We start from the raw sequence: 22806 nt of genomic DNA on the forward strand, positions 1-22806 counted from the left end.
CCCCCGGCATCCGAACTCATACCCCCCACCCCCCGCACCAACGAAGGAGAACACGAATGACACCCCGTACCCGAACCACCCGTCTGCTGGCCGCCGTCACCGTCGGCCTGGGCGCGATCGCCCTCACCGCATGCGGCGGTGGGGTCTCGAACGGAACGGCACCCGCCGCCTCCGGTGAGGCGGTGACGATCGAGAACTGCGGCCGCACGGTCGAGATCCCGTCCATGCCCGCCGCCGTCGTCGGGCTGCACCCGTCGCAGACCGAGCTGCTGCTGCGTCTCGGCCTCGCCGATGCGCTCGTCGGCCAGGCCCAGGCCACGACCCAGAAGCTGCCGTCCGACGTCGCGGACCTCGCCGCCGAGGTGCCGGTCATCGGCGGAGACGCCCCGCCCAGCCGCGAGGAACTCCTCGCCGTCGAGCCCGACTTCGTGTACTCGCCGACGACGTACGAGTTCACCGCCGAGCAGGGCTTCGCCAGCATCGAGCAGCTTGCCGACGCCGGTGTCGCCGCGTACACCGCGACCGGCGGATGCTTCGACCGTCGCATGGAGGGCACGGTAGACGACCTCTTCACCGACCTCGAGAACCTCGGCGCGATCTTCCACGTGGAAGACGAGGCGGACGACCTGATCGCGTCGTCGCAGGCCGAGCTCGCCACCGTGGGCACCGCGATCGAGGGACAGGATCGCCCCCGCGTCGCGCAGGTCTTCATCGAGGGGACCACCCTCACCGCCATCGGCGCCGGCATCGAGTACGACATCCTGCAGCGCGCCGGTGCCGACAACGTCTTCACGCCGGAAGACCCCGCGTTCGCCGACTTCTTCGCCGCCGAGATCACCCCGGAATCCCTCGCCGCCGAAGCACCCGACGCGCTCGTCTTCGCGGTGTCCGACCCCGCTCACGAGGCCGCCGTCCGCTCCTACCTCGCGACGACCTTCCCCGACATGCCCGCCGTGCGCGACGGCCGCCTGATCGCGGTGCCCTCGACCGATCTGTTCCCCGGCACGCTCGGCAACGTCTCGGCGGTCCGGCTCATCGCCGAGGGGCTCTACCCCGACGCCGTCTTCGGCTGAGCCGCGTCGGTAGGCACTGCGCCCCGGGGACCTCGGTCTCCGGGGCGCAGACCCTCCGGGCTCGCTGTCAGGCCTGCATCACCGCGAGCACGTTGCCCGCGGGATCGCGGAACCACGCGATGTCCGGACCCCGACCGTTGCCGCGCACGATGCCGCGTTCGTCGGACGGGAATTCCTCATCGCTGTAGATCTTGGTCTGCACGCCCCGGGCGATGAGCTCATCCACGGCGGCGTCGACATCGGCCACCGGGAAGTTCAGGATCGTGAAGCTCGCCGGGGTGTGGTTCGGCTTCGAGTAGACGAGGATCGATCCGCCGCTCGGCAACCGCAGATTGAGGAAACCCATCCCATTGACCTCGACGTCGAGCCCGAGGGCCGTGCCGTAGAACTCTTTCGCCGCGTCGATGTCGTCGACGCTGAATCCGCTGAATGCGTTGTCCGCTGTGAAGGCCGCCATGATCCCAGCATCCGCCGTCCTCCGCCGATTGTCGAGGCCTTCCCCGAACGCCTTCATCGTGCCCCTTCATCGGCGTCATCCCTCTCCCCCGCGAGGCACCAGCCGTGCCGTGAAGCGGTCGGTCACCCGCAGCGGATCGAACAGCGCCCCGAGCCCGAAGCGCACGAGCAGCGCATGCACACCCAGGCAGATCCCGATCACGATCGCGGTGAGAAGGATGGGTGCGACGGCCTCGACCACGTCCGTCGTCCGCCCGCGCGTCGAGCGCAGGACCGCATCGATGAGGGCGAGGGGCATCATGTGCAGCACGTAGATCGGCAGGGTGCGCTGTCCGATCCAGCGCAGGGGCCGCGCGACCACGTCGACGTGGCGGTCCAGGAGCACGCTGAGCGACACCCCGAACGCCACCGCGATCAGGGCGAGCGCGGGCCACACGCCCGGCAGCAGGCGGATGGCCAGGCCCGCCACGACGGCCAGCGCCGCGACGTACACGGCGGCGAGCGCGACGGTGCTCCACACCCTGATGCTCTTCGCGAACCGTTCGACGACCGCGCGCAGCCGCAGCCCCATGAGGAAGAAGAACAGATTCTGCACCAGCTGCCACAGGTTGCCGAGGTCGGGGATGACCCCGGCCCCGGCGACCGCCGCGATCACGAAGGCGACCGGCAGCACCACGACCGCCGGGATGCGGCGACTCAGTCGACCGATCGCCAGGTACACCGCGAGCGCGAGCAGATACCAGAGGTTCGTCGGGCTGATGGTCAGCTGCGCGAGCAGCTCCCACCCGCTGGTCGCCCGAGCCGTGTCGAAGTCGGGAGCCAGAGCGAGCACGAACGTCTGGATGACGACCCAGACGATGTAGAGCATCGTCAGCCGTGCCGCGCGCCGCCGCCAGGAACTGCCGTCGTCGACGAGCACCGCGCGTGCGGCGAACATCCCGGAGACCAGGAAGAACAGCGGTATCCGCAACGGCAGCAGCTGGGCGTTCAGCGTCGCCCAGGCGTCGGTGACCGGCCCCGCACCCGGGGCCTCGATCGCGTGCTTGGTCACGACGTGCCAGAGCACCACCAGGATGATGCAGATGCCCTTCGCGACATCGGGCCATCCGACGCGTGGCGCGGGAGCCGCCGTCACGACGCCGCGCGCACGAGCCGTGCCACCAGGTCGACGTAGGTCACCCCCGCCGCGGCGAACATCCGCGGCACCTGCGATGCCGCGGTCAGCCCCGGCATCGTGTTGACCTCGTTCAGCACCGGACCGCGGTCGGTCAGGAAGAAGTCCATCCTCGCCACGCCCTCGCATCCGAGGGCATCGAACACGGCGATCGCCGCCCGCTTGAGTGCCGACACCTCACCGGCGTCGAGCTGCGCCGGAACCGTGAACCGCGCGCTGCCGTCGTACTTGGTGGCCGTGTCGAACAATCCCGTCGCGTGGATCTCGAGGGGCGGAGCGGCCCAGCGGATGCCGCCCTTCTCACGCAGCACCGCCACGTCGATCTCACGCCCCCGCACGACCTCTTCGACCAGGATCCGGCGGTCGAAGCGCGCGGCCTCGTGCAGCGCGGCGAGCAGATCCTCCTCCCGCGTCACGAGACCCACACCGTGGCTGGATCCGGACGACACCGGCTTCACCACGACCTCGCCCTCGAACTCCACGTCTCCGATGTCGTCGGCCGAGACCAGGCGACCGCGTGCGGTGCCCAGCCCGACGGCATCAGCCACCAGCTTCGTCGTCCACTTGTCCATGCCGATGGCTCCGGCGCGCAGGCCCGAGCCGACCACACGTACGCCGGCGAGGGCGCACAGCGCCGCGAGGGCACCATCCTCGCCCGGGGCACCGTGCACCGCGGGGAAGACCACGTCGGTCCGCGTGAACAGCGGAAGGGCGAGGGCGAGCGACTCGGCGGCCGAGCCCCCGTGCGGGCGGCCCTCGACGCGCCAGATCCCGTCACGGTCGATCGTCACGCACGTGACCTCGTGATCGCCCATCCGCAAGGCCGCTGCGACCGCGGCTGCCGATGCCAGCGACACCTCGTGCTCGGCGTTCTGTCCCCCGCCGATGACCAGCACCTTCGTCGTCATGCGACACTCCTCTGCACTCGCGGCCCGATTCCGGTGACGATCGTGTGCGGGATGGTTCCCGCCCACCGCGCCCACTCCTGCACCGACGGCACGGCTCCCCCTTCGGGTCCGAACACGGTTGCGATCGTGCCCCGGGGGAACCGCACGGCGCCGGTGTCGATCACGATCTGATCCATGGACACCCTCCCGACGAGCGGATACCTCACCCCGTCGATCTCCACGCCGGCGCCCGCTTCCCGTTCCCGCGGGATGCCGTCGGCGTACCCGACGCCGACGACGGCCAGGTGCGTCTCCCGATCGGTCACCGCCCCGCCTCCGTAACCGACCGCGGTTCCTTCCGGCACGCGCACGCTGTGCACGACCGGTGCCGTCCAGCGCGCGGCCCCCACCAGCGCGGTCGTCTCCGACGGGTCGATCCCAACGAGTCCCGCCCCGATCCGCACCATGCCGAAATGGGTCGCCGGGTCGGTCAGCGCTCCGGACGTCGCGGCGAGATGCACGAGCACGGGGCCGAGTCCTGCGCGCAGCACGGCGTCGCGCCCCTGTCGCATCCGGAGCATCGCTGCCGCGTTCGCCGCCGGGTCGGCCTCATCGGCGCGCGGCAGATGCCCCATGACCCCCGTGATCTCGACCCTGCCCCGCCCGGTACGCGCCAGCCGGAACAGCTCGGACCAGTCGTCGAGAGGGCATCCTCCCCGCGCCATGCCGGTGTCGAGATGCAGGTGCACGCGTACCGGATCCTCGGCATCGGCGATCAGTTGGCGCAGCTCTTCGACCGAACCGACGGCGATGTCGATGCGGTGCTCCGCGGCGACGTCCGCGTCGACACCTGACGGGTTCAACCAGGAGAGGATCGGCACATCGAGCCCGGCATCGCGGAGCGCGACCGCCTCGGCGACATCGGTCACCCCCAGCCATCCGGCTCCGGCGGCGACCGCGGCCCTGGCCACGACGACGGCCCCGTGCCCATAGCCGTCGGCCTTCACCACGGCCATGATCGGCACGGCGGTCACGGCCTGCACACGGCGCAGGTTCTCGGCGACGGCACCGGGAAGGGTGTGGAGCGTCGGCGCGTGCAGACGCGAGTACGTGGTGCGCTCGGTGGCGAGAAGGGTGGTCATCGCTTCGTCCTCGGGTCGGCGGTCGGGTCGGCGAGCATCTCGGGGCATCCGTCGTCGACGGCGTCGGGGCGCAGCTCGTAGTGCCACGACTCGTTCGCGTAGATCTGGCAGAGGCCGTAGCGCGAGCCGCGCTGGGCGAGCCAGTCGAGCGCCGACCACGGTCCGAGGTCGACCGCATCGCCCGTCACGTGCTCCGAGGTCTCGGGGGTGGCCACCCAGCGGCGCGCCTCTTCTTCTGATCCGTACTGGACGATGGCATCCTGCAGCATCCACTCCTGCAACGCGGGAGAACGCCATCCGCTGTTCACACGGATGGTCACCCCGTCGGCCTCGGCGTCGGACGCGGCGCGCTGCAGCGCCGCGAGCAGAGCGGGGTCGAGGTTGCCGACGGCGACCCTGTCGACCTCGAAGACCGTGGGCTTGTCATCGTCGAGGATCACACCGTCGGCCTCGGTCGGGGCGACCACCGAGCCGGCGGATCCCCCGGTCGGAACGGGCGTCGGGGCGGGCGAGGGGATCGTGTGCGCCGCATCGGCGAATGCCGCGGACAGCGACTGCTGCACCGCGAACGCGAGGATCACGGCCGCAGCGATCGCGATCAGCGTGACGACGACACGGCGACGGCGACGCACTCGCGGTGGATGGGGGATGGTGCGGGTGTTCATGCTCCCAGTGAAGAAGGGGGCCGGTTGCCGGGGCGTATGCGCTTTTGCATATGCTCGCGATATACCGCAGTGCGTAGGATCGCAGCCATGCGTGTACTGATCGTCGAGGACGAGCCCTACCTCGCCGAGGCGGTACGTGACGGACTGCGACTGGAGGCGATCGCCGCCGATATCGCGGGCGACGGCGACACCGCGCTCGAACTGCTGAGCATCAACTCCTACGACCTCGCCGTGCTCGACCGCGACGTTCCCGGCCCTTCCGGCGACGACATCGCCCGGTGGATCGTGGCCTCCGGCAGCGGCATCCCGATCCTGATGCTGACCGCCGCCGACCGCCTCGATGACAAGGCGACCGGCTTCGAGATCGGCGCGGACGACTACCTCACCAAGCCGTTCGAGCTGCGCGAACTCGTCCTGCGACTGCGCGCCCTCGACCGTCGCCGTCAGCGCAGCCGGCCGCCCGTGCTCGAGGTCGCAGGGCTGCGCCTCGACCCCTTCCGTCGCGAGGTGTACCGCGACGACCGCTACGTCGCACTGACGCGCAAGCAGTTCGCGGTGCTGGAGGTGCTGGTCGATGCCGATGGCGGAGTGGTCAGCGCCGAGGAGCTGCTGGAGCGCGCCTGGGACGAGAATGCCGACCCGTTCACCAACGCGGTGCGCATCACGGTGTCGTCGCTGCGCAAGCGCCTGGGCGAGCCGTGGCTGATTTTGACGGTGCCCGGCGTCGGGTACCGGATCGGGACGGACGCCGATGCGTAGACGCCGCGGGATGAGCGCCCGCCTCAAGCTCACCCTCAGCTATGCGGGGATCGTGCTGGTGTCGGGACTCCTGCTTCTCGCCGCCGTGGCTCTGTATCTGCTGCGGTACGTGCCGGACGTGCAGATCCCGTACTTCGAGGTCCGCGTGCCGAACCGCTCCGACCTGATCCGGGCTTTCGTGCCGGTCGCCTCCACCGTCATGGTCGTGCTGCTCGCCCTGGGCCTGGGGGGCGGATGGCTGCTCGCCGGACGGATGCTGGCGCCGCTGGAGCGCATCGGCGACGCGGCGCGGCTGGCCGCGCAGGGATCGCTCTCCCATCGGATCGCTCTCCCCGGCCCCCGCGACGAGTTCCGCGACCTCGCCGACGTCTTCGACTCGATGCTCGAACAGCTCGAGGCGCACGTCGCGGAACAGCAGCGATTCGCCGCCAACGCCTCGCACGAACTGCGCACACCTCTCGCGATCTCGCAGACGCTGCTCGAGGTCGCGCACGACGACCCGGAGCGCGACGTCGACGAGCTGATCTCACGCCTGCAACAGGTCAACACCCGCGCGATCGACCTCACCGAGGCACTGCTGCTGCTCAGCCGGGCGGACCGACGAACGTTCACCCGCGAGATCGTCGATCTGTCGCTCCTCGCGGAGGGAGCAGTCGAGGCGCTGGTGCCCCTCGCGGATCGTCGCGGTGTCGCCGTGGAGGTGGGCGGCGTACCGGCACCGGTGCTCGGCTCCGCCGCCCTCCTGCCGCAGCTGGTGACGAACCTCGTGCTCAACGCGATCGTGCACAACCTGCCGTCCGGCGGAGCCGTCGCCGTGCGCACCCACTCGATGCCCCATGCGGTCGCGCTGGTCGTCGAGAACACCGGCGAGGTGCTCCCCGCCCACCGTGTGGCGACGCTCGTCGAGCCATTCCAGCGCGGAGCCGAGCGCACCCGCAGCGACGATCACGCCGGAGCGGGGCTCGGCCTCGCGATCGTCGACCGCATCACCCAGGCGCACGGCGGGACACTGGTGCTCACCCCGCGCATGGACGGCGGCCTGATCGTGACGGTGTGGCTCCCGCATCCCTACCCGGTGGAGCCTCCCGCCTGACCGCACGCCGGTCGGTCGTGGTTCACGCCCTCCCGTTCACGTCCCGGGTTCGGTGCCCCTCGGGTCCACCCCGGTTCACGTCCCCTCGGCCGAGGCCCTCACGTCCGCCCGGTTCAGATGTCGGAGGATTTCACGGATGTCGGGCCGGTAGGCGGTCTCCCGCCCTACATCCGTGCATCCTTCCGACGGGTGAACCGAACGCCCGACCAAATACCCGAACCCGATACCCGACGCGACGCCGAAGACGAACCGGATGCCGCTCGACTCAGGCCACGCGGGGGTCGCGCGTCGCGGCGAGCTCGCGACCGTAGGTGCGAGCGTCGGCCTCGGCGTTCTCCTTGAGCTCGCGCGCCGTGTCGGCGAAGGCGTCGAGGGCCGGGTTCACGCCGACCAGGGTGAACGGACGCTGCACGACGCGCAGGTCGAGGCCCCAGACGTCTTCGAGCACGCGGCGCAGCCAACCGGTCGAGTGGTCCCAGCCCTCCTTGGGCGAGCCGGCCGCGTAGTTGCCGCCGAGCACGGTGACCAGCGTGGCGGGCTTGCCGTTCAGCGCAGTGCCGGTCGGGTCGATGCGCGCGTCGGTGTAGGCCAGGTCGAACCAGGTCTTGAAGTGCTGCGAGACGCCGTAGTTGTACAGCGGCACCGCGAACAGGAGCGCGTCGGCGCCTATCAGCTCATCGGCGAACTGCGAGGCGAGAGCGCGGGCATCGTTCTGCGCGGGAGTGCGCTGGGCCTCGTCGACGAAGCCGCCGGTCACGGCATCCGTCCAGGCGGTCGCGGGCACCGGGTCGCTCGCCAGGTCGCGGCGGGTGACCGTGGAGTCGGGGTGGGACGCGGTCCACTCGGCCTCGACGAGGTCGGCGAGCGCTCGGCTGGCGGACGACGCGGGAAGGATGCTGGCATCCAGGCGGAACAGGGACATGGGCCTACCTCTCGTTTTCGTAGTCGCTAGGTTTTTCTTAGCGGCAGTGATTAACGTAGCACGATAGGATGAAGGCATGGCCGAGGTCGACGAAGAGCGTCAGGTGTGCGATGTTGCCGTCACACTCGCCTTCAGCGTGCTCGGAAAGCGGTGGAACGGCATGATCGTGTCGTCGCTCGGCGGGGGTCCATCGACCTTCGTCGCTCTGCGTCGGGCCGTCGCCGGAATCAGCGACACCGTGCTCTCCGACCGCCTCGCTGAACTCGCCGAGGCCGGACTCGTGGCCCGCACGGTCGACGCCGGCCCGCCTGTGACCGTGTCGTACGCACTCACGCCCGCAGGGGAAGGACTCCTGCCGATCCTGAACCAACTCGGGCAGTGGGCCTCGGCGAATCTCGCCGCGCGCGCCCACTAAGACGTTTCATCCGTCTGCCACCCGCATGACCGATCAACGGATGCATGCGAACACACCGAGTAACCCTCATGCATCCGGGGCCTTCTCATGCAGGTGGAAGCCCCACACCCGTCACCAGGGGCTGGGCTCGTAGTCCTTCAGGAACACGCCGTGGATGTCTTCGCCGGCCTCGCCGCGCACGATCGGGTCGTACACGCGGGCGGCGCCGTCGACCAGATCGAGCGGGGCATGGAAGCCCTCCTCGGCGAGGCGCACCTTCGTGTAGTGCGGACGCTCGTCGGTGATCCAGCCGGTGTCGACGGCGGTCATCAGGATGCCGTCCTTCTCGAGCATCTCGCCCGCGCTCGTGCGTGTGAGCATGTTGAGAGCGGCCTTGGCCATGTTCGTGTGCGGGTGGCCCGGTCCCTTGTACCGGCGGGAGAACTGGCCCTCCATGGCCGAGACGTTCACGACGTACTTGCGGTGGGAGTCGGATGCGGCCATCGACGCGCGCAGGCGGCTGATCAACAGGAACGGCGCCGTCGTATTGGCGAGCTGCACCTCGAGCATCTCGAGCGGGTCGACCTGCTCGATCGACTGCACCCAGCTGTTCACGCGGTTCACGTCGGGCACGAGCCCGCCGGCGTCGATCGCGGTGCCATCGGCGTGCTTCTCGAGCGACGACGATCCGGGGGCCATCGCGAGTCGTGCGAGGTCTTCCGCGGTGAGCGCCTGGCCACCCTGCTCGGCGACCGTGCCACCGAGCGCGGCCACAGACAGCAGCGGATGCGCGTCGACCGAAGCCTGCAGCGCCTGCGGGTGCGGGTCGGCCGTGTGCCCGAAGGTCTCCATCTCGGGCAGGGGTCCGTCGGGGAGGGGCTGTAGCTCGGCATCCGCCAGCAGCGAGTACGCCCCCGGCGAGCGGCGCACTGTCTGCGCGGCGTTGTTGATGAGGATGTCGAGCGGCCCCTGCGCGGCGACGGAGTCGGCGAGGCCGATCACCTGGGCGGGATCGCGCAGGTCGATGCCGACCACCCGCAGGCGGTGCAGCCAGTCCGCCGAGTCGGGCAGCGCCGAGAAGCGTCGCACGGCATCGCGCGGGAAGCGGGTCGTGATCGTGGTGTGCGCGCCGTCACGCAACAGCCGCAGCGCGATGTGCATGCCGATCTTGGCGCGGCCGCCCGTGAGCAGGGCGCGCTTGCCGGTGAGGTCGGTGCGGGCGTTGCGCTTGCCGTGGCTGAAGCGGGCGCAGTCCGGGCAGAGCTGGTGGTAGAACGCGTCGACCACGGTGTACGGCTGCTTGCAGATGTAGCAGTTGCGCGGCTTCAGCAGTTCGCCAGCGATCGGGGCGTCGACCACGCTCGTGGCGAGGTCATGGCCGCGGGTCTCGTCGTCGATGCGGTCGGGCGCCCCGGTGGCGGTGCGGGCGACCACGGCCTTGTCGGCCTCGGCGATAGCGTCGCGGATCTGCTTGCGGCGCACGCGCTTGACGTCTTTGAACATCGCCGCGGTGGCCTGGCGTACCGCGATGAAATCGGGGTGCTCGTTGTCGATCCGGTGCAGCTCGCGCAGCACGCGCAGCGTGGTGGCGAGATCTTCGGAGTCGACGCCCGGTCCGAGGTCGGGTGCAGCGTCGGAGGGGGCGTCGGTCATTGTCCCGATTTTACGCGAGTGTCCTGGGCATCCGCCCCGCCGCCCTCGCCCTCGCCCCCGGTGCCGAGTGCACGGCGTGTCGCCGAGCGCACGGCGTATCAACGCCGAAGAGCCGTGCGCTCGGCGAGATCCCGTGCTCTCGACGCACACACGTCCCCCGTGGCGACACCTCGCTAGGCGATGCCCCCGCCGTCGACGACGAGCGCCGAGCCCGTGACGTACGAGGAGTCGTCGCTCGCGAGCCACACCACGGCCTGTGCGACCTCGCTCGGCTCGCCCATGCGGCGCAGCGGGCGATCGGCGGCTTCGGCGAGGAACGCGTTGGTGTCCTGCGCCAGCTGACGCGCTTCCTCCCGCAGCATCCCGGTGTTCACGTCGCCGGGGTTGACCGAGTTCACCCGGATGCCGGCGGGACCGTGGTCGATCGCGAGCGCGCGCGTCATGTTCACGACCGCGCCCTTCGAGGCGCAGTAGGAGATGGCCTGGCCACCGCCCTTGAGGCCCCAGCCCGATCCGGTGTTGATGATCGAGCCTCCACCCGCCGCCTCCATGACCGGAACGATGTGCTTGCACATCAGGAAGATCGAGCGCACGTTCACGCCGAACACACGGTCCCACTCTTCGACGGTCGTCTCGACGGCGGTGGTGCGACGGATGATCCCGGCGTTGTTGAAGACGACGTTCACTCCGCCGAGCTCGGCCACGGAGGTCGCGATCACCCGCTCGATGTCGGGCTCGCTCGCGACGTCGGCGGCGATCGCGACGGCCGTGCCGCCGGTCGCGCGGATCTCCTCCGCGACGGCTTCGGCCGCATCCGCGTTCAGGTCGACGACGGCGACCGCCGCGCCCTCGGCGGCGAGCGCGAGCGACGTCGCGCGACCGATGCCGCCGGCACCGCCGGTGACGATGGCCTTCTTGTTCTCGAGACGCATGGGGTGTCCTTTCAGGTTCGTTCAGACGGGTCTGTCGGGGGTCGGGATATGTCAGGCGAGAGTGAGTTCGGGCGCATTCACGGCATACAGGCTGCGGGTGCCGACGCCGGTGATGATGCGGACGTGCCCGGCGAATCTCGCATCGAGTTCCGGGTCGCCGGTGTCGACGAGGAGCGGGCGTCCGTGCAGGTCGATGAGCTTCTGCTCGGGGGCGACGACGAGGAGCGGGTCGTCGCCGAGCGCACGCAGCACAGGTGCCGAGAGCTGTTGGTTGCCGCGCCCGAGCAGGAATCCCTGCCCGCCGATCACGGTGACGACGGCCTGCGCGGGGCCCTGGGCGATCTGGTCGAGCAGCTCCTGCTCACTCGCCCCGCGGACGAGGATGGCACCGTCGAGAACGACGTCGACGCCCAGCGGGGAACCTTCGACGCCGAGCTGCCGGGTGATCTCGGCGATCGTGCCGCCGGGGCCGAGGAGATAACGCACGCCCGGCCGCATGCGGGAGACGGCCCCGCGGGCCGCGGCCTCGACCGCGGCCGCTTCGGTGACCGGCGTCGGCGCCTTGCGCGCCTGCGTGCGGCCCGAACGATGGGGCACCCGGAGCATTCCATACAGCGTGGGGTCGACGCGGGCGCGCCGCATCGACGCCTCGTCGATGTCTAGTACCTCGCGCTCCTCGGTCGGCAGCCCGTCGTGGTCGACCCAGTCCGCGGCGATCGATCCCGCCGCCCGCGGACTGACCGCGAACACGGACGAGTACATCTTCACTCCTGCCGGAACTCCGAGGACCGCCGGCAGACCGAGCCGCGGCGTACGCGTGCCCGATCCGCCCTGACCGTGCACCTGTCGGGAGTTTTCGGCCTCGAGTGCAGGTCCGTCGTCGCCTCTCCCGCCATCCACCCTTTCACCCCACGGATGCCCCACGGCACCGAGCCCCGAGACCGCGTCGCGCAGGGTGCCGTCCCCGCCCACGACGAGGATCAGATCGGCCCCTGCCGCGGCCAACGCTGCGACCGCACGCGAGGTATCCGCCGCCTCCGTCACCCCCGCCGCCTCAGGCAATCCCGCCGAGCCCGCATCGCGCGCGCCCACCCCGACGACGCGCGACACGAGTCCCGCTGCACGCACCGCGTCGGCCCCCATCGCACCGGCGACGGTCGCGACCACGAGTCCCGGATGCCGTTCGGCGAGCGTCGTCAGGGCGAGGACCGCCCGCTCCTGGGCGCGCGAGCGGGCACCACGCGCAAGGGCGCTGCGCTGCACGTCCGCACCGTCGGAGCCGGCGAGGCCCGCGGGCCCGCCGACACCGGCGACAGGATTGACGACGACTCCGATCATGACGCGACAGACTCCGCGGGGAAGTACTTCCGCTGATACGCGCGCCACGTGATCGCCCACCGCTCCGGGTCGTCCAGGTCGTCATGGTGCGTGTGGTGCACGGTCTGGTTGTGCGGGGCGGTGCGCACCACCTCGGGGTTCTCGCGTGCTTCGCGTGCCACTTCGGCCAGGGTCGCCGCATATTCATCGAGCTCTGCCATCGAGTACGACTCGGTCGGCTCGAGTGTGAACGGCTGCGGCACCACGTAGGGGTGGTGACTCGTCCAGTAGTGCATCCCGAAGTCGGACATGCGCACGCCGATCTCCTCCGACGAGATGCCGGTCTCCTGGTACAGCCCCTCCCACGAGTAACGCACCTGCTCGATGCGACGGCGGCCGGTCGCGTACGGCGCCGAGGCTCCGGGGATCCCGAGAACGCGAGCCATCAGGTAGTTGTTGTTCAGCACGGCGGTCTCTGCCGCGGCGAGCAGCCCCGGAGCCCCCAGTGCCATGATCCACGAGTAGGCCTTCACGAGCGCGGGGATGACGCCGAAGAACGGGCCGACCGCGCCGATCGACAGCTCCCCCGCCTCGGTCACGGCGAAGGTCCCGTCGTCGTCACGCACCACACGTGGCCCCGGCAGGAACGGGGCGAGGGCCGCGCTCACGGCGTTGGCGCCCGAGCCGGGTCCGCCGCTGCCATGCGGGGTGCCGAAGGTCTTGTGCAGGTTGAAGTGGCACACGTCGAAGCCGGCATCGCGGGCGCGCGTGACCCCGAGGATGCCGTTCGCGTTGGCCTGGTCGTAGGAGGCGAGGGCTCCGACCGCGTGCGCAGCGTCGACCCACTCCCGGATCGCCGGATTGTAGATGCCGGTGTCCTCCGGGTTCGTGACCATGATCGCCGCGGTGCGGGGCGACAGGGCGGCCTTCAACGCGTCGAGCGACGGATAGCCCTCGGCGTCGGGGTAGACCGTGATGACCTCATAGCCTGCCGCCTTCGCAGCGGCCGCGTTCGAGGGGTGGCTGAAGATCGTGGTGATGACCTCGCGACGCTGCTCGCCTTCGCCGTTCGCCTCATGGAAGGCCCGGATCATGGCGATGTTCGACCAGATCGCCGCCGAGCCGCCCTGCGTGTGCAGCGACACCTCGTCCATGCCGGAGATCTCGGCGAGCACCCGCTCCAGCTGCCAGACGATCTCGAGCACGCCCTGCGCATCGGCCGGATCCTGGTGCGGGTGCATCGCGGTGAGCTGCGGCGTGTTCGCGAGCTGGTCGTTGATCTTCGGGGCGTATTTCATGGTGCAGGTGCCCTGGCCGATGTCGACGTTGAAGTCGGCGCCGAGATTCTCCTGCGACAGGCGCAGGTAGTGCTTGAGCACGCGCATCTGCCCCATCTCGGGCAGGTTCGGCTTCGCGGCACGGCGCAGGGAGGCGGGCAGCGCGGCCACCACGTCGCCCACGGCCTCGCGAACGCCGGGCTCGACCTGCGACACCAGCACGCCGCGTTCACCGGGGGTGCTCAGCTCGAAGATGATCGGCTCATCCCAGCGAGCCTGTTGGAAGCGGCGCAGCGTCGGCTTCGGGGCGACGGGAAGACTCATCGGTTCTGCTCCTTCGCAGCCTGGTGTGATGCATGGGATGAAGACGCGTCGGATGTCGTGACCTCGGCGAGCGCGCCCGCCAGGGTGTCGATGTCGGCCTGGGTGGTGAGCTCGGTGACGCAGACGAGCAGCTGGTGCTCCCCCACGACCACGCCGGGCTCGATGCCCTTGGTGCGGAGCGCCGTGACGACCGCTTCGGCCGTGACGTCGGCGAAGGTCACCGTGAACTCGCGCAGGTGCACGGCGTCGTCGTCGAGGGAGACACCCGCCACTGCGGAGAGTGCCTGCTGCGCGTACCGGGTGCGGGCGAGCAGCACCTCGCCGAGCTCGGCCATCCCGGCCGGTCCCATCAGCGCGAGGTACACCCCGGCGGCGATGCCCCAGAGGGCCGCGGCCGTGCCGACCCACTCCTTCCCCTCCTCGCGGTGTGCGAACGAGGTGCGGTCGTAGGCCACATCGCCGAAGCCGTACTCGCCGGGCACGTCGGTGGTGGCGAGCCCGAACAGGCGCGACGGCATCTCCATCACGAAGGTCGGGTCGTCATGCACGGCGATGAACCCGCCGTGGGCGCCGCCGAACCACTGGTGCAGGCCGAGGGACTGGATGTCGCCGGTGACGATGTCCGCTCCCGAGACCGAGGGCGGGGCGAGGACGCCGTAGCCGATGGGGTCGGTGCCGACGACGACCACGGCGCCGGCCGCGTGGGCGGCATCCGAGATCTCCTGCAGGGACGCCTCCACGGCGCCGGTGGCGCTCGGCGTCTCGATCCAGACCGCGGCCACGTCATCGCCCAGCGCCGCGCGAACGGCGGCGACGTCGGCCGTACCGCCGACGGTGGGTACGAGCTCGAGCGTCAGGTGCGCGCGGACGTAGTCGTGCACCTTCGCGAGCTTCGCCGGCAGCACGTCGCTGACGACCAGCACCCGCCCGCGGCCCGTGAGTCGCCCCGACATCGTGAGGCCGGTCGCCGTCGCCTGGTAGCCGTCGTAGGTCGGCACGTTCACGACGTCCATCTCGAGCAGCTCGGCCATCAGCGATTGGTACTGGAACAGGGCCTGGAAGCGACCGTGGTCCTCGTAGGGCTCACCGGCGTACGCGGTCAGGAACTCGCTGCGGCCGATGACCTCGTCCACCACGGCGGGCACGTAGTGGTTGTAGGTGCCCGCGCCGAGGAAGCTCAGCCGCTCCTGGGTCGAACGGTTCTTGGCGAGCAGCCCCCGCACGTGGCGGGCGAGGTCCTGCTCGGCCGCGAACGGGGTCGGAAGGTCGAGCGGACGTCCGAGTCGCAGCGACTCCGGGATGTCGGCGTAGAACTCGTCGACCGAGGCGGCGCCGACGGCCGCGAGCATCGCCGCTCGGGAGGCCGGGGCGGTGTTGGGGATGTACGGATGCACGAACGGGGCGGTCATGCGTCCTCCTTCTCGGGGATCAGGGTGGCAAAAGGGATGGAGGCAGCGCGGGGTGCGGCGAGAACGGCGACGCCGTAACGGTCGAGCTGGAGCCGGTCCGCGTGACGGATGCCGGTGAGCAGGTCGACGCCCGGGGTCGGGATCTCGAACGCGACGGGGGAGCGCCCGTGGTTCAGATAGAAGGTGTAGTCGGTGGTGTCGTCGGCACGGGTGACGACCTCGACCTCGACGTCGGTGCGCTCGCGGGCGGGAACGCCGGCGGTGCGCAGCACATCACGGAAGACCGGGAGCAGGCCCTCAGGGTCGAACATCGCACTGACGTACCAGGCCGACCCCGCCCCCGTCGTGCGACGGGTCACCGCGGGCAACCCTTCGAGCTCGCCGCTCGCGTACGCCCCGCGTACCTCGACATCATCATCCGCTTCGAGCCACTCGCTCCACGAGGGCACGCTCAGGCGCTCGCCCGCAAAGTCGATGCTCTCGGTCAGACCGTCGGCGATCGGCCACTGCTCGTCGACCTCGATGCCGAGCAGGTCTCGCAGCAACCCGGGGGCTCCGCCGTCGTGCACCTTCTCCGTGGCGTCCACCACTCCCGAGAACGGTCCGACCACGAGGTGCCCGCCGCGCTCCACGAAGGCGGCGAGCGCCTCGGCCTGCGGCTGCTCGACGATGTAGAGGTTCGGCACGACGACCACGTCGTAGGCGTCGAAGGGGCCGGTGGCGCGAACGGCATCCACCGGCTGACCGAGCGTGTATAGCGCTCGGTGCCACGCGCGCGCCTGCTGTACCCACTGCAGCCGCTGCGAGGGCAGCGACTCGACCGCGCTGGTCCCCCACCAGGAGTCCCAGTCGACGACCAGCGCCACGCGCGAGCGCACCCGGGTTCCCCGCACCTGCTCGAGCTTCTTGAGTTCGAGCCCCAGCGCCTTGGTCTCCCGGAAGCTGCGTGAGCGCTCCCCGCGGTGGCCGAGCATCGACGAGTGGAACTTCTCCTGGCCGTACTTGGCCTGGCGCCACTGGAAGAACATCACCGCGTCGGAGCCGTGGGCGACGGCCTGCAGGCTCTCGATGCGGATCTTGCCCGGCGCCTTCGGCACGTTCACGTCGCGCCAGCTGGTCGCGCTGGCAGATGACTCCAGCAGCAGCCAGGGCTGTCCGCCCTTGAGCGAGCGCATCAGGCCGTAGTTGAGAGCCGCGCCGACGTGCGATGTCGGGTCGGCGGGCTCGGGGTAGGCGTCATCGGTCACCACGTCTTCGACGGCGGCGAAGTCCCAGTAGTCCAGGTCGCGGAACATGCTCATGAAGTTCGTGGTCACCGCGATGTCGGGGGTGACCTCGCGCAGCACATCGATCTCGACCTGGAACAGCTCCAGAAGGGCGTCAGACGAGAAGCGCTCGAAGTCAAGCAGCTTGGTCGGGTTGACAGGGCCGGGCGCCTTCTTCGGCGTCTCGATGTGCTCCCACGAGGTGTAGCGCTGACCCCACACGTTCACACCCCAGGCCTCGTTCAGACCGTCCAGATCGCCGTAGCGGTCCTGCAGCCAGCGCCGGAAGTGCCGGGCCGACTCGGGGCACCAGCACCGCGAGGTGTGGTCGCCGTACTCGTTCGAGATGTGCCACATCGCGAGGCCGGGGTGCTCACCGTAGCGCTCGGCCATGGCCCTGGTCATGCGGGCGACGTTCTCGCGCCAGACCGGCGATGACGGGCAGTACGTCTGGCGCGATCCGAACTCGAGCCGGTGCCCGTCGGCATCCCACGGCGCCATCTCGGGGTGGGCGCGCAGCAGCCACGACGGCGGGGTCGCGGTGGCGGTGGCGAGGTCGATCGCGATGCCCGCCTCCCACAGCAGATCGATGATGCGGTCGAGCCATGCCCAGTCGTAGACACCGGGCTCCGGCTCCAGCTGCGGCCAGCTGAAGATCGGCAGGCTCACCATGTTCACGCCGGCTTCGCGCATCAGGCGGATGTCTTCGTGCCAGATCTCTTCCGACCACTGGTCGGGGTTGTAGTCGCCGCCGTAGGCGAGGGCGTCGAGGCGGACGCGTCGGGTGGGCTGGTCGCCACCGGGTGCGGGCACGAAGTCTCCTCTCTGAGTCATCACCGGCTGATCCGGCGGTGCACTGGTGCGAATCCGGAATCGGCTGTATTCTGTATACAACACACTAGGACGTCGTCCCAGGCCCGTCAACCCATAGGCTGACGGGCAGGCGGCAGAAGAGGGGACGCATGGCGATCGAACGCAAGAACCTGCGCTCGCAGGTCCGGCAGGAGCTGCTGAACCGCATGCGCGCCGGACTCGTGCAGCCCGGCGAGGGCATCAACGAGGTCCAGCTCGCCACCGAGCTCGGCGTCAGCCGCACTCCCCTGCGCGAGGCGCTCATCGCTCTGGAGTCCGAAGGGCAGATCGAGAGCGAGAACGGCAAGGGCTTCCGGTTCGTCCCGCTCAGCGCCTCCGAGTTCCGCGATCTCGCTCCCGTCCTAGCGGCGCTCGAGAGCCTCGCGATCGAGCTCAGCCCGCCCGACGAGCTGCGTCGCATCGGCGCGCAGCTCAAAGAGATGGCCGACGCGTTCGCCGACGAGCTCGTGGAGCACCAGCTCGTCATCACCAAGGACGACGAGTGGCACAGCGTGATGCTGTCGGCCTGCCCGAACGCCCGTCTCCTGGCCGTGATCGACAACGTGCGCAGCTCGTTCCACCGCTACGAGTCGCTCCTCGTGCCCGAAGACGTCAAGGTGGAACGCGTCGCCGCCGAGCACGCCGAGATCGCCCGCCACCTCGCCGTCGGCGACATCCCCGGCGCCGTCGAGGCCCTCAAGCTCAACTGGATGCACGGCATGCAGCGCATCCTCGACAACGCCACGAGCTCGTACTTCACGGCCTGAGGCCGCCCCGGCGACCCCGTTCCGGTCGCACTTCCTGCCGTCCGGTGGGCCCGGAGGCGGCGGCACCTGCGACCGGAACGACCCCCCTGCCCACCCGTCGCAGATTGCGGACCGGATGTGTCCTGGTTGCCCGCAAGAGTGAGTCCCACCACGAAGAAGGGACTCCTCATGACAATCCTGGTCAGCGGCGCGACGGGCACGGTCGGACGCCACATCGTCAGCCAACTGCGCGAACGCGGCGAGAGCGTGCGCGCCCTCACGCGCGATCCGCAGCGCGCGAACCTCCCCGAGGGTGTCGAGGTCGTCCGCGGTGACCTCACCGACGTCGAGGCGTTCCGCCACGCGGTCGAAGGCTGCGACGCCGTGCACTTCATCACGTTCAACGGCGAGTTCGGTGAGACGCTGACCAACGGCCCCGAGCTGGTGGCGGCCGCGGAGGACGCAGGGGTGCGACGTGTGAGCGTGCTCGGCGGATGGGACGAGAGCACCCTCGAGCCGGCTCTGCGCGAGAGCGAGCTCGCCTGGGCGCTGCTGGCGCCCGTGGAGTTCATGTCGAACGCGCGGGAGTGGGCGCCGGAGGTCGTGTCCGACAGACGGGTGCGCACTCTGGCTGACTGGCCGAGCGCCATGGTTCACGAGGCCGACATCGCCGCCGTCGCGGTCGCGGTGCTGCAGGGCGCCCCCGCCGAGGGGCAGACGTACTACCTGACCGGGCCGGAGGCGCTGACTCCGGCCGAGCGCACGGCGCGCATCGCCGAGGCGATCGGCGAGGAGGTCGCCTGGATCCGGCTCACCGAGGACGAGGAACGGGAACGACTGCGCTCGTTCGGGTACGACGAGGGCTACGTCGAGTTCGGCGTCGAGCTGGCACTGAACCCGCCGGAGATCGGACAGGTGGTGCAGAACACCGTGACGCGACTCACCGGACGCCCCGGGCGCACGTTCGCGCAGTGGGCGCACGAGAACGCCGACCTGTTCCGCGCCTGACGATCCGATGCAGCGGTGTCGGGCCCCCTCTCCGAGGAGGCCCGACACCGGGAGATCGGGAGACGCCGCTAGTCGCGCATGCTCCCCGTCGATGCCCGGAGCTCTTCCACGGTGGCGACGCGGAGGCTGCGTCCGCGGGTCTCCGGTCCGAGGAACGTGGCCACGGCCCCGATGATGCAGGCACCGATGATGAAGATCGCGACGAGCCACGACGACCCGCCGGCGGCCGCCACCAGCGCCACGGCGATGAGCGGCGTGAATCCACCGGAGATCGCACCGGCCACCTCGCGGCTGAACGCGAGGCCGGTGAAGCGTGCGCGACTGGTGAACAGCTCGGAGAAGTACGCACCCTGAGGGCCGAACATCGCGCCGACTCCGAGGCTCAGACTCGCCGTCACCGCAACGGCGACCGCGAAGGGCGTCTGCAGGCCGTCGATGATGAGGAAGTACGGGTAGGCGAACACCGCGGAGAAGATGATGCCGGCGAGCACGACGGGCTTGCGTCCAATGCGGTCCGACAGCGCCCCGAACAGGGGCAGCGTCACCATCGTGACCGCTGTGCCGACGGTCACCGCGATCGGCCCCACACTGTTGGCCAGCATCAGCGTGCTCGTGAGGTAGGCGGCGATGAAGGTCAGGTTGATGTAGGCGATGACGTTCTGCGGCGTCTGGGTGCCGATGAGCACGAGCATGCCGCGCCATTCCTTGCTGAACACCTCGCGCAGCGGCGCGACCGGCGCCTCGTCCTGCTCGACGGCCTGCTGGAACGCGGGGGTCTCGGACAGCCGCAGCCGGATGATCAGCGCGACGACGACGACGAGGATGCTGCCGGCGAACGGGATGCGCCAACCCCAGGCCAGGAAGTCCTCTTCGGGGAGCGAGGAGACGAGCGCGAACGCGCCGGAGGCGAGCAGGAGACCGAGATAGACGCCGACCGCCGGCCACGCCCCCTGCAGGCCGCGACGACGCGGGTCGGCATGCTCGACGGAGAAGATCGCCGCACCGCCGAACTCGGCGCCGGCGCCGATGCCCTGCACCAGGCGCAGGAGGATCAAGAGGACTGGCGCCCACAACCCGATCTGCGCGTAGGTGGGGATGAACGCCATCAGCACGGTCGAGATCCCCATGATCATCAGCGTCAGCACGAGCACGTACTTGCGCCCGAAGTGGTCGCCGAGGCGCCCGAAGATGAGCCCGCCGAGTGGGCGGATGATGTATCCGAGCCCGAACGCGGCGAACGCGACCATGGTCCCCACCAGCGGGTCGTCGTTCACGAAGATGATGCGGTTGAACACCAGCGCCGCGGCCGTGCCGTACAGGTAGAAGTCGTACCACTCGAGGGCGGAGCCGACGAGCGCTGCGGCGGCGACGCCGCGGGATCCGGTCTTCTTCTCGCCCGTCGGCGGCTGCGCGGGAGTGCGTGTGGGTGATGACATCATCGTCCTTTCGTGATGGCGGGCGCCATCTGCTCATCGATGAGCGCGGGGGTGGGGGGATGTGGGGGCCGTCAGGCGACGGTGCGGTTCACGCGACGGTGCGGTTCACGCGACGGTGCGGTTCAGGCGACGGTGCGGTCGTCGAGCGCGTCGAGGTTCCAGTCGATGCCGAGACCGGGGGCATCCGGGGCGAAGGCGTGTCCGCCGTCGATGCGGATCTCGCTGTTCGTCACGGCGCGCAGCTGCGGGATGTGCTCGACGAAGCGTCCGTTGGGGATGGCGGCGACGAGGCTCACGTGCAGCTCCATCAGGAAGTGCGGGCTCACCTGCACGTTGAACGCCTCCGCGAGGTGCGCCACCTTGAGCCACGGGGTGATGCCCCCGATGCGGGCGACGTCGACCTGCACGATGCCGGCCGCTCCGCGCTCCAGGTACTCACGGAAGTGACCGAGCGAGTACATCGACTCGCCGACCGCGATCGGGATGCTGGTCGACTGGGCGAGGCGCACATGGCCGGTCACGTCGTCGGCCGGAAGCGGCTCCTCGAACCAGCTGAGGTCGAACGGCTCGAACGCGTGCGCGCGGCGCACGGCCTCGGCGGAGGTCATGCTCTGGTTGGCGTCGACCATGATCTCGACGTCCGGACCGACGGCGTCGCGCACGGCGGCGATGCGGCTCGCGTCCTCGGCGATGCTCGGCTTGCCGACCTTGATCTTCACGCCCTTCCATCCCCTGCTCGCCGAGGCGCGGGCCTCTTCCACGAGCTCGTCGACGGACACGTGCAGCCATCCGCCCTCGGTGTCGTACAGCGGCACGTCGCGACGGTTCCCCCCGGCGATCATCCACAGCGGCTGCGCCGCCCGCTGCGCCCGGATGTCCCAGAGCGCGGTGTCGACCGCCGCCAGGGCGAGCGCGGTGATGACGCCGACCGAGGTCGCACGCGTGGAGTCGTAGAGCCGCCGCCACAGGTGCTCGACCAGACGCGAATCCTCGCCGATCAGCTCGGCCAGGAGGTGCTCGTTGAGCATCGAGAGCGTCGCGCGACCCCCGGTGCCGATCGTGTAGGAGTAGCCGCGTCCGGTGAGCCCGTCGGCGGTCTGGATCGTGACAACGATGGTCTCCTGCTTGAGGAAGGACTGCATGGCGTCGGTGCGCACCTTCTCCACCTCGATGTCGACCAGGCGGGCGGTTGCAGCGGTGATGAGGGTCACGGTGTCTCTTCCTCGAGAGTGTCACAATCAAATTCAATTTGATTCTGCGAACGTACGCGTTCGCCGTTCCCGTGTCAAATGCCCGCCCGGCGCGCCCGATCGACACACAGCCGCCGCACTAGGATTGCGGGCATGGCGCGAGTGGATGACAGGCGGGATCCCGACGATCCCTCGCTCGCCGAGAACGTCTACGAAGGACTCGTCTCCCTCATCCTCAGCAACGAGCTGCCCGCAGATGCGCGGGTCAACATCAATGCGATCGGCAAGCGCCTCGACGTGTCGCCGACGCCGATCCGCGAAGCGCTCACACGACTCGAGGACGCCGGGCTGGTGCGCAAGACGCACCTCAAGGGCTACCGGACGACACCGGTGCTCACGTCGCGAGAGCTCGCCGACCTCTACGACCTGCGGTTGCTGCTCGAGCCGGTGTCCGCCCGCCGTGCCGCGGAGCGCGCGACCCCGCAGGAGCGCGACGCGCTCGCGACCGAACTGCATCGATACGCGAACGCACCCGGGTCGGCGGAGTTGACCGACTACGCCAGATTCAGCGAACACGACGCCCTGCTGCACCAGCTGATCGCCAGGGCCTCGGGCAACCTCGCGGTGGCCAGGGCGCTGGAGCGCACCCACTTCCACCTCCACGCCTTCCGGCTCGCCTACGACGTCGAGACCGGCGAGGCGACTCTCGAGGAGCACGTGCGCATCGTGGAGACGATCATCGCGGGTGACGCGGACGGCGCCGAGGCAGCCATGACGGAGCATCTGCGGGCGGCTCAGGACCGACTGTCGACCCGCACCCCCGAGTAGACGC

General features: G+C 70.0%; 21 protein-coding genes. 7 read left to right on the forward strand and 14 right to left on the reverse strand.

Annotated elements, in window-relative coordinates; translation table 11 throughout:
- Nucleotides 1-56 precede the first annotated feature (56 nt).
- On the forward strand, nucleotides 57-1073 hold the full coding sequence (locus L687_RS24150; protein WP_021198365.1) for an ABC transporter substrate-binding protein: 1017 nt from the start codon (nucleotides 57-59) through the stop codon (nucleotides 1071-1073).
- 67 nt (nucleotides 1074-1140) lie between these two features.
- On the opposite strand, the gene L687_RS24155 is transcribed toward L687_RS24150, so the two are convergent.
- The 5 genes from L687_RS24155 to L687_RS24175 all read right to left on the reverse strand — a co-directional run bounded on the left by L687_RS24155 (nucleotide 1141) and on the right by L687_RS24175 (nucleotide 5397).
- Complete coding sequence (locus L687_RS24155; RefSeq protein WP_031206684.1) at nucleotides 1141-1530, reverse strand: VOC family protein; 390 nt, start codon at nucleotides 1528-1530, stop codon at nucleotides 1141-1143.
- Between the two features lie 75 nt (nucleotides 1531-1605).
- Entirely contained in the window at nucleotides 1606-2664 is a 1059-nt protein-coding gene (locus L687_RS24160) for an acyltransferase family protein (RefSeq protein WP_021198367.1), read from the reverse strand.
- Nucleotides 2661-3611 carry a D-alanine--D-alanine ligase family protein gene (locus tag L687_RS24165; protein WP_021198368.1) on the reverse strand — a complete coding sequence of 317 codons (951 nt, stop codon included), beginning with the start codon at nucleotides 3609-3611 and terminating at the stop codon, nucleotides 2661-2663. Before L687_RS24165 ends, L687_RS24160 begins: the two co-directional genes overlap by 4 nt.
- Nucleotides 3608-4732: an alanine racemase gene (alr, locus tag L687_RS24170; protein WP_021198369.1), complete on the reverse strand. Its 1125-nt coding sequence runs from the start codon at nucleotides 4730-4732 to the stop codon at nucleotides 3608-3610. The genes L687_RS24165 and alr overlap by 4 nt, the downstream gene beginning before the upstream one ends.
- A complete protein-coding gene (locus L687_RS24175) occupies nucleotides 4729-5397 on the reverse strand; it encodes a M15 family metallopeptidase (RefSeq protein ID WP_031206686.1) in 669 nt (222 codons plus the stop codon). Before L687_RS24175 ends, alr begins: the two co-directional genes overlap by 4 nt.
- Before the next feature lie 87 nt (nucleotides 5398-5484).
- Here L687_RS24175 and L687_RS24180 point away from each other — a divergent pair, with 87 nt between their 5' ends.
- Both L687_RS24180 and L687_RS24185 read left to right on the forward strand, forming a co-directional pair.
- Nucleotides 5485-6156 carry a response regulator transcription factor gene (locus L687_RS24180; protein WP_021198371.1) on the forward strand — a complete coding sequence of 224 codons (672 nt, stop codon included), beginning with the start codon at nucleotides 5485-5487 and terminating at the stop codon, nucleotides 6154-6156.
- A 10-nt stretch (nucleotides 6157-6166) separates the two neighbouring features.
- Nucleotides 6167-7249 carry a sensor histidine kinase gene (locus tag L687_RS24185; RefSeq protein ID WP_021198372.1) on the forward strand — a complete coding sequence of 361 codons (1083 nt, stop codon included), beginning with the start codon at nucleotides 6167-6169 and terminating at the stop codon, nucleotides 7247-7249.
- Between the two features lie 265 nt (nucleotides 7250-7514).
- On the opposite strand, the gene L687_RS24190 is transcribed toward L687_RS24185, so the two are convergent.
- Nucleotides 7515-8171 (reverse strand): FMN-dependent NADH-azoreductase, encoded by a 657-nt coding sequence (locus L687_RS24190; protein ID WP_021198373.1) that lies wholly within the window; start codon nucleotides 8169-8171, stop codon nucleotides 7515-7517.
- A gap of 76 nt (nucleotides 8172-8247) precedes the next feature.
- Between L687_RS24190 and L687_RS24195 the strand changes: the two genes are divergently transcribed.
- Nucleotides 8248-8586: a winged helix-turn-helix transcriptional regulator gene (locus tag L687_RS24195; protein ID WP_021198374.1), complete on the forward strand. Its 339-nt coding sequence runs from the start codon at nucleotides 8248-8250 to the stop codon at nucleotides 8584-8586.
- A gap of 111 nt (nucleotides 8587-8697) precedes the next feature.
- On the opposite strand, the gene L687_RS24200 is transcribed toward L687_RS24195, so the two are convergent.
- From L687_RS24200 to L687_RS24225, 6 genes are all read right to left on the reverse strand, one after another.
- Nucleotides 8698-10218, reverse strand: a complete 1521-nt coding sequence (locus L687_RS24200) for an SDR family NAD(P)-dependent oxidoreductase (protein ID WP_021198375.1) — start codon at nucleotides 10216-10218, stop codon at nucleotides 8698-8700.
- 173 nt (nucleotides 10219-10391) lie between these two features.
- Nucleotides 10392-11150 carry an SDR family NAD(P)-dependent oxidoreductase gene (locus L687_RS24205; RefSeq protein WP_021198376.1) on the reverse strand — a complete coding sequence of 253 codons (759 nt, stop codon included), beginning with the start codon at nucleotides 11148-11150 and terminating at the stop codon, nucleotides 10392-10394.
- A 51-nt stretch (nucleotides 11151-11201) separates the two neighbouring features.
- Complete coding sequence (locus L687_RS24210) at nucleotides 11202-12488, reverse strand: ATP-NAD kinase family protein (RefSeq protein WP_021198377.1); 1287 nt, start codon at nucleotides 12486-12488, stop codon at nucleotides 11202-11204.
- Entirely contained in the window at nucleotides 12485-14068 is a 1584-nt protein-coding gene (gene gcvPB / locus L687_RS24215) for an aminomethyl-transferring glycine dehydrogenase subunit GcvPB (protein WP_021198378.1), read from the reverse strand. Before gcvPB ends, L687_RS24210 begins: the two co-directional genes overlap by 4 nt.
- Nucleotides 14065-15477, reverse strand: a complete 1413-nt coding sequence (gcvPA, locus tag L687_RS24220) for an aminomethyl-transferring glycine dehydrogenase subunit GcvPA (protein WP_021198379.1) — start codon at nucleotides 15475-15477, stop codon at nucleotides 14065-14067. Before gcvPA ends, gcvPB begins: the two co-directional genes overlap by 4 nt.
- Nucleotides 15474-17555, reverse strand: coding sequence for a beta-galactosidase (locus L687_RS24225; RefSeq protein ID WP_021198380.1), 2082 nt, complete (start codon nucleotides 17553-17555; stop codon nucleotides 15474-15476). Before L687_RS24225 ends, gcvPA begins: the two co-directional genes overlap by 4 nt.
- Before the next feature lie 149 nt (nucleotides 17556-17704).
- On the opposite strand from L687_RS24225, the gene L687_RS24230 reads away from it, so the two are divergent.
- Entirely contained in the window at nucleotides 17705-18361 is a 657-nt protein-coding gene (locus tag L687_RS24230) for a GntR family transcriptional regulator (RefSeq protein WP_021198381.1), read from the forward strand.
- 168 nt (nucleotides 18362-18529) lie between these two features.
- The gene (locus tag L687_RS24235; protein WP_021198382.1) at nucleotides 18530-19348 is read left to right on the forward strand and encodes an SDR family oxidoreductase; all 819 of its coding nucleotides are present in this window, start codon (nucleotides 18530-18532) and stop codon (nucleotides 19346-19348) included.
- Between the two features lie 68 nt (nucleotides 19349-19416).
- Here the strand turns inward: L687_RS24235 and L687_RS24240 are convergent, their stop codons facing one another.
- Entirely contained in the window at nucleotides 19417-20784 is a 1368-nt protein-coding gene (locus tag L687_RS24240) for an MFS transporter (protein WP_157749848.1), read from the reverse strand.
- A 122-nt stretch (nucleotides 20785-20906) separates the two neighbouring features.
- A complete protein-coding gene (locus L687_RS24245; protein ID WP_021198384.1) occupies nucleotides 20907-21995 on the reverse strand; it encodes a mandelate racemase/muconate lactonizing enzyme family protein in 1089 nt (362 codons plus the stop codon).
- A 132-nt stretch (nucleotides 21996-22127) separates the two neighbouring features.
- Between L687_RS24245 and L687_RS24250 the strand changes: the two genes are divergently transcribed.
- On the forward strand, nucleotides 22128-22802 hold the full coding sequence (locus L687_RS24250) for a GntR family transcriptional regulator (protein ID WP_021198385.1): 675 nt from the start codon (nucleotides 22128-22130) through the stop codon (nucleotides 22800-22802).
- Nucleotides 22803-22806 lie beyond the last annotated feature (4 nt).

The organism is Microbacterium maritypicum MF109 (genome assembly GCF_000455825.1).
GTDB lineage: Bacteria > Actinomycetota > Actinomycetes > Actinomycetales > Microbacteriaceae > Microbacterium > Microbacterium maritypicum_A.

Bases quoted from the DNA above. Each gene is read 5' to 3' on its own strand.
- L687_RS24250 (WP_021198385.1), top strand. From the start codon at position 22,128: ATGGCGCGAGTGGATGACAGGCGGGATCCCGACGATCCCTCGCTCGCC.
- gcvPB (WP_021198378.1), bottom strand. From the start codon at position 14,068: ATGAGTCTTCCCGTCGCCCCGAAGCCGACGCTGCGCCGCTTCCAACAG.
- L687_RS24205 (WP_021198376.1), bottom strand. From the start codon at position 11,150: ATGCGTCTCGAGAACAAGAAGGCCATCGTCACCGGCGGTGCCGGCGGC.
- L687_RS24185 (WP_021198372.1), top strand. From the start codon at position 6,167: ATGAGCGCCCGCCTCAAGCTCACCCTCAGCTATGCGGGGATCGTGCTG.
- L687_RS24195 (WP_021198374.1), top strand. From the start codon at position 8,248: ATGGCCGAGGTCGACGAAGAGCGTCAGGTGTGCGATGTTGCCGTCACA.
- L687_RS24230 (WP_021198381.1), top strand. From the start codon at position 17,705: ATGGCGATCGAACGCAAGAACCTGCGCTCGCAGGTCCGGCAGGAGCTG.
- L687_RS24200 (WP_021198375.1), bottom strand. From the start codon at position 10,218: ATGACCGACGCCCCCTCCGACGCTGCACCCGACCTCGGACCGGGCGTC.
- gcvPA (WP_021198379.1), bottom strand. From the start codon at position 15,477: ATGACCGCCCCGTTCGTGCATCCGTACATCCCCAACACCGCCCCGGCC.
- L687_RS24175 (WP_031206686.1), bottom strand. From the start codon at position 5,397: ATGAACACCCGCACCATCCCCCATCCACCGCGAGTGCGTCGCCGTCGC.
- alr (WP_021198369.1), bottom strand. From the start codon at position 4,732: ATGACCACCCTTCTCGCCACCGAGCGCACCACGTACTCGCGTCTGCAC.
- L687_RS24235 (WP_021198382.1), top strand. From the start codon at position 18,530: ATGACAATCCTGGTCAGCGGCGCGACGGGCACGGTCGGACGCCACATC.
- L687_RS24180 (WP_021198371.1), top strand. From the start codon at position 5,485: ATGCGTGTACTGATCGTCGAGGACGAGCCCTACCTCGCCGAGGCGGTA.
- L687_RS24150 (WP_021198365.1), top strand. From the start codon at position 57: ATGACACCCCGTACCCGAACCACCCGTCTGCTGGCCGCCGTCACCGTC.
- L687_RS24155 (WP_031206684.1), bottom strand. From the start codon at position 1,530: ATGGCGGCCTTCACAGCGGACAACGCATTCAGCGGATTCAGCGTCGAC.
- L687_RS24165 (WP_021198368.1), bottom strand. From the start codon at position 3,611: ATGACGACGAAGGTGCTGGTCATCGGCGGGGGACAGAACGCCGAGCAC.
- L687_RS24210 (WP_021198377.1), bottom strand. From the start codon at position 12,488: ATGATCGGAGTCGTCGTCAATCCTGTCGCCGGTGTCGGCGGGCCCGCG.
- L687_RS24240 (WP_157749848.1), bottom strand. From the start codon at position 20,784: ATGTCATCACCCACACGCACTCCCGCGCAGCCGCCGACGGGCGAGAAG.
- L687_RS24190 (WP_021198373.1), bottom strand. From the start codon at position 8,171: ATGTCCCTGTTCCGCCTGGATGCCAGCATCCTTCCCGCGTCGTCCGCC.